General features: G+C 43.1%; 6 protein-coding genes. 2 read left to right on the top strand and 4 right to left on the bottom strand.

Annotated elements, in window-relative coordinates; translation table 11 throughout:
* Positions 1 to 200: 200 nt before the first annotated feature.
* Both PPOP_RS07645 and PPOP_RS07640 read right to left on the bottom strand, forming a co-directional pair.
* Positions 201 to 3,251, bottom strand: a complete 3,051-nt coding sequence (locus tag PPOP_RS07645; protein ID WP_006285597.1) for a type III restriction-modification system endonuclease — start codon at positions 3,249 to 3,251, stop codon at positions 201 to 203.
* Positions 3,252 to 3,266: 15 nt separating this feature from the next.
* The gene (locus PPOP_RS07640; RefSeq protein ID WP_006285596.1) at positions 3,267 to 5,129 is read right to left on the bottom strand and encodes a site-specific DNA-methyltransferase; all 1,863 of its coding nucleotides are present in this window, start codon (positions 5,127 to 5,129) and stop codon (positions 3,267 to 3,269) included.
* A gap of 159 nt (positions 5,130 to 5,288) precedes the next feature.
* On the opposite strand from PPOP_RS07640, the gene PPOP_RS23995 reads away from it, so the two are divergent.
* On the top strand, positions 5,289 to 5,399 hold the full coding sequence (locus PPOP_RS23995; RefSeq protein WP_234399722.1) for a putative holin-like toxin: 111 nt from the start codon (positions 5,289 to 5,291) through the stop codon (positions 5,397 to 5,399).
* A 156-nt stretch (positions 5,400 to 5,555) separates the two neighbouring features.
* On the opposite strand, the gene PPOP_RS07635 is transcribed toward PPOP_RS23995, so the two are convergent.
* Complete coding sequence (locus PPOP_RS07635) at positions 5,556 to 5,804, bottom strand: hypothetical protein (protein WP_006285595.1); 249 nt, start codon at positions 5,802 to 5,804, stop codon at positions 5,556 to 5,558.
* Between the two features lie 2 nt (positions 5,805 to 5,806).
* Entirely contained in the window at positions 5,807 to 5,923 is a 117-nt protein-coding gene (locus tag PPOP_RS23990) for a stalk domain-containing protein (RefSeq protein ID WP_422730624.1), read from the bottom strand.
* A gap of 43 nt (positions 5,924 to 5,966) precedes the next feature.
* Between PPOP_RS23990 and PPOP_RS23985 the strand changes: the two genes are divergently transcribed.
* A partial coding sequence (locus PPOP_RS23985) for a hypothetical protein (RefSeq protein WP_422730623.1) occupies positions 5,967 to 6,031 on the top strand: 65 nt, incomplete at its 3' end.

Below are 6,031 nucleotides of genomic sequence, written 5' to 3'. Positions count from 1 at the left end.
GTTTTTTTGTGCCATTTTACAGAACCCTTCTATTTCAGGGTAAAGAACTACATCCTGCTACTTCGTGCAAGGTGTCATTTTCGTACAAAAGAGCGACTTGAGTTGTACCTCCAGGAAGTGAACGAAAATCCGGTGCCTTTCCGTTGGAAGTACGGTTTGGAACATTGACAGGGCACGAACGTTATTTCAGGAGCTATCTACTAGCCTTTAACAATCTCCAATAACTTCTCGTAATTGTTGACCACATCGTACTTCAATTGATCCGAGTTTAGCTTGGCAAAATGCCTCCGTGCACATTCAATCTTCACCTTCTCGACTTCCCGAAGTTCCATTGAGTCCATTGAACCTTTTGTTTCCGCAATAAAGTAAATGTGCTTCACATCGCCCTCTTTAAACACAATCGCCCAGTCCGGGTTGTAGTCGCCAACAGGAGTAGGGATGTAGAATCCGCGCGGTAGCTTGGCGTAAATCTGCACTTCTTTGCTCGTATCTAGCTCTTTTGCGAACTCACGCTCGATCTTAGAGTCCGTCACCACATAGTCGTAGATATGTTTCTCAACAGCAATCGCATTTTGACCAAGTTGCCCCTTAAGTGTATTCTTCGTAAACACATCCGTATGAAACGTGTCATTGATTACATCATAGGTTATCGATTCAATGATGGTCGTTGCTTTCTGTTCATTGATCAGTCTAGAGGCCCGAATAATAAACTCCTCGGGATTCTTCTGGAATAATAAAAATTTAGCCTGTTTAATACCTTTCAAGATAGCCACAATCGTTTTTCTTGTGAGCTTCGTTTCATCCATCATCTTACCGATCAAGTCGTACTTGATCTTTGATGTAGCAGCCCCATGAACGTATTCCGTCTGCGTTTCCCGCTGTATGAACGCTCCGCCTTGCTTCAGTTGATCACGGGATTCGATCTCGTTCATTTCCCCATGCTTAATGGAATAACGGACGGAAGGTACGTCCAAGATCATATCAATCGCCACTACACACTTCCACACCAACTCTTCTGAGTCGAACTGAACCGTGTAAACTGATCTCTTATTGATCCGGTTCCATAGTTCCTTGAATTCTTTCTTGTGAAAGTTGCTGTTCACAGTGATGGATGGAATCGAATTTTTCCGATCATCGTTCGTCATATCCGACTTGCCTTCAACGTATATGGATTTGAAAAGTTCGATGAGCTGGTTTTGATGTGCATTCAGTTCATCAGGCAGTTTGACAGACTGTTCTTCTATGGCAGCAAAGTAGGCATCCGTCAGATTGTAGTCATCATCGGTATAGCCGTTACGAATGAATGCATTTTGCAGCTTGGTTGCGAGTTTCTCATCAATCTTCAATTGTTCGCCGCGGGCATTCACAAGGACTTTTTCCAAGAAGAAGCCGCTGTCTGCCTTGCGTGGGCGATCCGACAACGTTGTGGCAATTTCGCTTTGGAGCTGCTTGGCAAATTGCTCATAGGATTCACTGGCGACAACAGTTAGTGCATTAATCTCATGAACGTCAATCCCCGGAATACTGGAGTCAATCCGTTCACCGTACTGATTCACGCACAGTCGCAATCCACGTCCAACTTCCTGACGCTTCTTGATCGTGGAGTCGCTATGTTTTAGCGTGCAAATCTGGAAGACGTTCGGGTTGTCCCAGCCTTCCTTCAAAGCCGAGTGAGAGAAAATAAACCGTGTCGGTTCCTCGAAGCTGAGAAGACGTTCCTTATCCCTCATGATCAAGTGGTATGCATCTGCATCATCGGAATCTGTTTCTCTGGCAGATACTTTGGAATCTACGAACCGACTGCTCTTCTTATCGATGGAGAAGTACCCTTTATGTGTACCTTTCACTTGGATCGAATTCAAGTATTGTATATACGGATCATCCGCAAAAAGTGACAGTTGTTCGTTCAGGAGTTCCATATATTCTTCCTCGAACATATCAGCATATTCGCCGTTCTGTTCATTGCCGTCTTTATCATATTGCCGATACTTGGCAACTTCGTCGATGAAGAAGAGCGAGAGCACTTTAATCCCTTTATGGTATAACACCCGCTCCTTCTCGAAGTGAGATTTCAGCGTCTCCCGAATCTGAATTCGCCGGAAATGGAGTTCACTGATATCACCTTGCACGTCTCCAGCGTACAAGGTGACACCATTAATGAAGCTGATGCTGTTATTCTGTCCGTTGATTTCGGATACTTGGTAACCTTTATACTGCTCTAAATTGTCGGATAAATCGTAAAGTCTATCGCCCGTTTTAATCTTCCTTGATACTTTGGTTAATCCGGCCTTGGTACGTTTTTCATACTCGATCCGAGCTACAGGAGCATGCTTGTCGTTGACATCAATACCTTCAAGGTACACGTAACTATTCGTTCCGCTAGTACCTTTAACTGATATACCCTTCACGTTGATCTTTTTGACCAGCCTCATATTATACGCATCCAGAGCATCAAGGCGATACACTCTGTTGTAGTCTTCCCGATGAGTTGCCGAGTATCGTAGCGTAAACAATGGTTTGAACATCTTGAGCGATTCCTTAGTCTTCTGACCTTCTACCGATTGCGGCTCGTCGATGATCAGAATAGGACTCGTGCTGGCAATGACATCTATTGGACGGCGGGAGCTAAAGTCATCCAACTCCATGTAAATCCTTCTTGCATCCTTACCTCTCGCGGCGAACGCCTGAGAGTTAATGATCATGACGTTAATTCCAGCGTCATTGGCAAATTGCTCAATGTTGTGCAACTGCTTTGAGTTGTATACAAAGTAACGAGCCTTCGATCCGTATTCCGCCATGAAATGGTCTTCGGTAATCTGAAACGTCTTGAGCACACCTTCACGAATAGCGATAGAAGGGACGACGATAATGAATTTGCTCCAACCGTACTTTTTGTATAACTCAAACATTGAGCGAATGTAAGTGTAAGTCTTGCCTGTGCCGGTTTCCATTTCGATCGTTAAATTGTATTTGCCCTCAAGTCGTTCAGACAATTTCAGTCCATTGTTACGTTGTGTCGATTGAATGTTATTCAAGACTTCCTGATTAATTAGCTTGATAGGATTGTTCTTGAAACCATACTCAGACTCATTAGTTGTTTGTTGAAATAGATCACCTATTTCCACACTTTTCTGCCGCCGACCTTTATCAAGCGTAAAACGCGAAGATTCGTTGGGTTGACCTTGAAATACGTCAACAATGCTCTTCACCGCATCCAATTGGAACTGCTGATGTTTGAACTTAATTTTCATCGCTGCTCACCGTCCTTACAACACTTGAATTTCAGTGCTTGAGGAGAGTAGCTTGAACAGTTCTTCTACATTGATACGTGCAGAATCATCGCTGAAAGAACTATCGCGGAATACCACTCGAAGCGGCTGATCCACTGCGATTTTCTTAATGACTGACTCTGAAACCTCATCATCAAAGCAAGCAATCAAGGAGTTCCCAGCGACGTAATGGACGGTTTTGCCTTCAATTTCTTTGGTCTCTATAGGCAATGAAAGTTCCAATCCGCATTCCAACATCACCTGGATAAGCAAATCTTCGCCTGTGCGGTCTTCTTTGATGTTCGATGCTACATCATCCAAATTCATCTGACCCAGCTTGTCAGGCGTGTAATATACGTCCTTCATGTTGCTAGAGTCTATTCTGTACACCCGGAAGCCATAATCGATGTCTGCTCCTGTTTCTTCTTTGATCTTCTTGGCAGTACGGCGGATGCGTTCTTTGCCAATTTCGCAGATGTTTTTGTAGCCAGCTTTGTAGGCTTCAGAAGATTCCTCTGTTTGTTCAGGAATTTGAACCATAATATATTTTCTATTACCAAGATCTTCAGAATTTAGTTTAATTACTGCATGTGCACTACTTGCAGATCCTGAGAAAAAGTCAAGAACAATATCATTTTTATCGAAATCAGTTGATAACTTAATTAGATGATACAATAGTTTTGAAGGCTTAGGATGTGTAAACAACTTTGGTTCTCCGAGAATATCCCAGAGCTCTTTAGTTGCATCCTCGTTCATTCCGTGATTATCCCAGATGCTCTCAGCTTTAATTTTCTTAAACTGTTTATCTTTTAAGAAAATCTTCTGCACAGGCCGTGCATTACCTGACTTCCCAAAGATAATTCTGCCATCAGCAATTCTTTTCAGTACCTCATTTTCATTAAATACCCAATACCTTCCTTCTGAGGGCCAGAATTCATCACCATTTAACGGATTAATAATCTTGAAATATGGACCTTTGTGATTCGCTGAAAGGTCCATTGTAGTCCACGGCCCCCTTGGATCATTGTCTGGATTGGAATAGTCCTTTTGAATTTTCTCAATATCAGCTGGGAATCCGATATCACCTAATAGATTTATATTTTTTGCATAGACACAGATATAATCGTGTACGGGTGGAATTACCCCCATATTGTTACCATTAGTTTTCTTCTTCCAAATTATTTTCCCTAAAAAATTCTGCCTTCCGAAAACTTCATCACATATTTTACTAAGGTTATCAACCTCATTGTCATCGATGCTTATAAAGATGACCCCATCTTCTCGAAGAAGATTCCTTGCGATCTTAACTCGAGAGTACATCATCGTTAGCCAATCACTATGAAAACGACCATTTGATTCAGTATTCTGAAACAATCGATTACCATTTGCATCAACTTGCCCAGATTCCTCAAGATAACCTTCAACCGACTCGCTAAAATCATCCTTATATACAAAATCTCTTCCTGTATTATAAGGGGGGTCAATAAATATGTATTTTATCTTACATAGATACGCTTCCTGCAAAAGCTTCAGTACCTCAAGGTTATCCCCCTCAATGTACATGTTTTTTGTTTTTTCCCATTCTACACTGTCTTCTTTAACAGGTCTTAAGGTCTTTTCAATTGGGCTATTAGCTTGAAGAATTGCTTCTTTCTTCCCGGGCCAAGTCAATTGATACCGCTCTTTTTCCCCTTCAACAAGAAAGTTAGACAGTTCCTGCCTCAACAGATCAAAATCAATAGCCCGATTGATTTTTCCTTGTTCATCTCTTGCCTCAGCGATTACGTTTGGAAACAGCTCTGCAATTTTGTCGATATTAACCTGTGTCAAATCGGCTGATTTCATCGTCAGTTGGTTCATGTTTAAGATAAGACCTCCTCTTCTTTTTTTTGCTACAAATTTTTTTGGCTATTCGCAAAAATTTGTCGTATCTTTTCCCAATATATGGTATGATAGACGAGCAATAGTAAGGCTTTATGGTGCGGTCGGCTAAGCCCCCGGAAGGGAGGTGGATGCCACATGGAGATAAAAGACGCTTTGACGCTTATGATTGACTTCGGTGTGTTTATTATTCTATTACTGACGTTAATCTTTACCGTCGTCATTGCTCTTTTGAACCATAAGAAATAGACCGCCCCACTGGAATAGGTAGCGGTCTATTTTGACTATACTTTTCCTAGCCGACCGCTCTTAAAGCGGCTATTGCTCGGGAGTCGTGTTCCTGCACGGCTCCTTTTTCTATTTATATCATACCATGACGGAATTTATACGTCTATAGGGTCTTATTCATTCCGCCTTCTCCTCGCGTTTGCCCTCGTACATATCGCTACGCTCCCCGTCAGATCGTTTCCCGTCAATATAAGCCTCCGCGAAGATATACGCAACCACCGTACCTACCGCGCCGATTAATCCCGTTACTTGTACGACAGCCTCTTCACCCGCACCGACGGCCACGAGAACGCTCGTACCAAGCGCAGCTACCAGCGCCCAAAACTTCCAGCTCGCAAGTTTACGCGTCCAATCAATTTTATCCATAATTACCTCGCCTCTTTCGTCGTCATTTTCGCCGTTTTTCTTTTGTTGTCCCACGCAATGTCCGCGCCTACTGCGTTAGCAACCGCACGCGCCGGGAAGTACGTGACACCATCGATGATGACCGTCGCGAGATAGCACTGGCTGCTGCCCGTTGTGGCGGAAATGAGGCGCCATCTGCTGAAGCAGGATGTGCTGCATGCGGACGAGACCACGCTGCAGGTGTTAAA

Source organism: Paenibacillus popilliae ATCC 14706 (assembly GCF_000315235.1).
Lineage (GTDB): Bacteria > Bacillota > Bacilli > Paenibacillales > Paenibacillaceae > Paenibacillus_B > Paenibacillus_B popilliae.
The sequence above is the reverse complement of the archived record's forward strand: the minus strand, read 5'-3'. Positions and strand labels throughout refer to the sequence as shown.

Bases quoted from the DNA above. Each gene is read 5' to 3' on its own strand.
- PPOP_RS07640 (WP_006285596.1), bottom strand. From the start codon at position 5,129: ATGAACCAACTGACGATGAAATCAGCCGATTTGACACAGGTTAATATC.
- PPOP_RS23995 (WP_234399722.1), top strand. From the start codon at position 5,289: ATGGAGATAAAAGACGCTTTGACGCTTATGATTGACTTCGGTGTGTTT.
- PPOP_RS07635 (WP_006285595.1), bottom strand. From the start codon at position 5,804: ATGGATAAAATTGATTGGACGCGTAAACTTGCGAGCTGGAAGTTTTGG.
- PPOP_RS07645 (WP_006285597.1), bottom strand. From the start codon at position 3,251: ATGAAAATTAAGTTCAAACATCAGCAGTTCCAATTGGATGCGGTGAAG.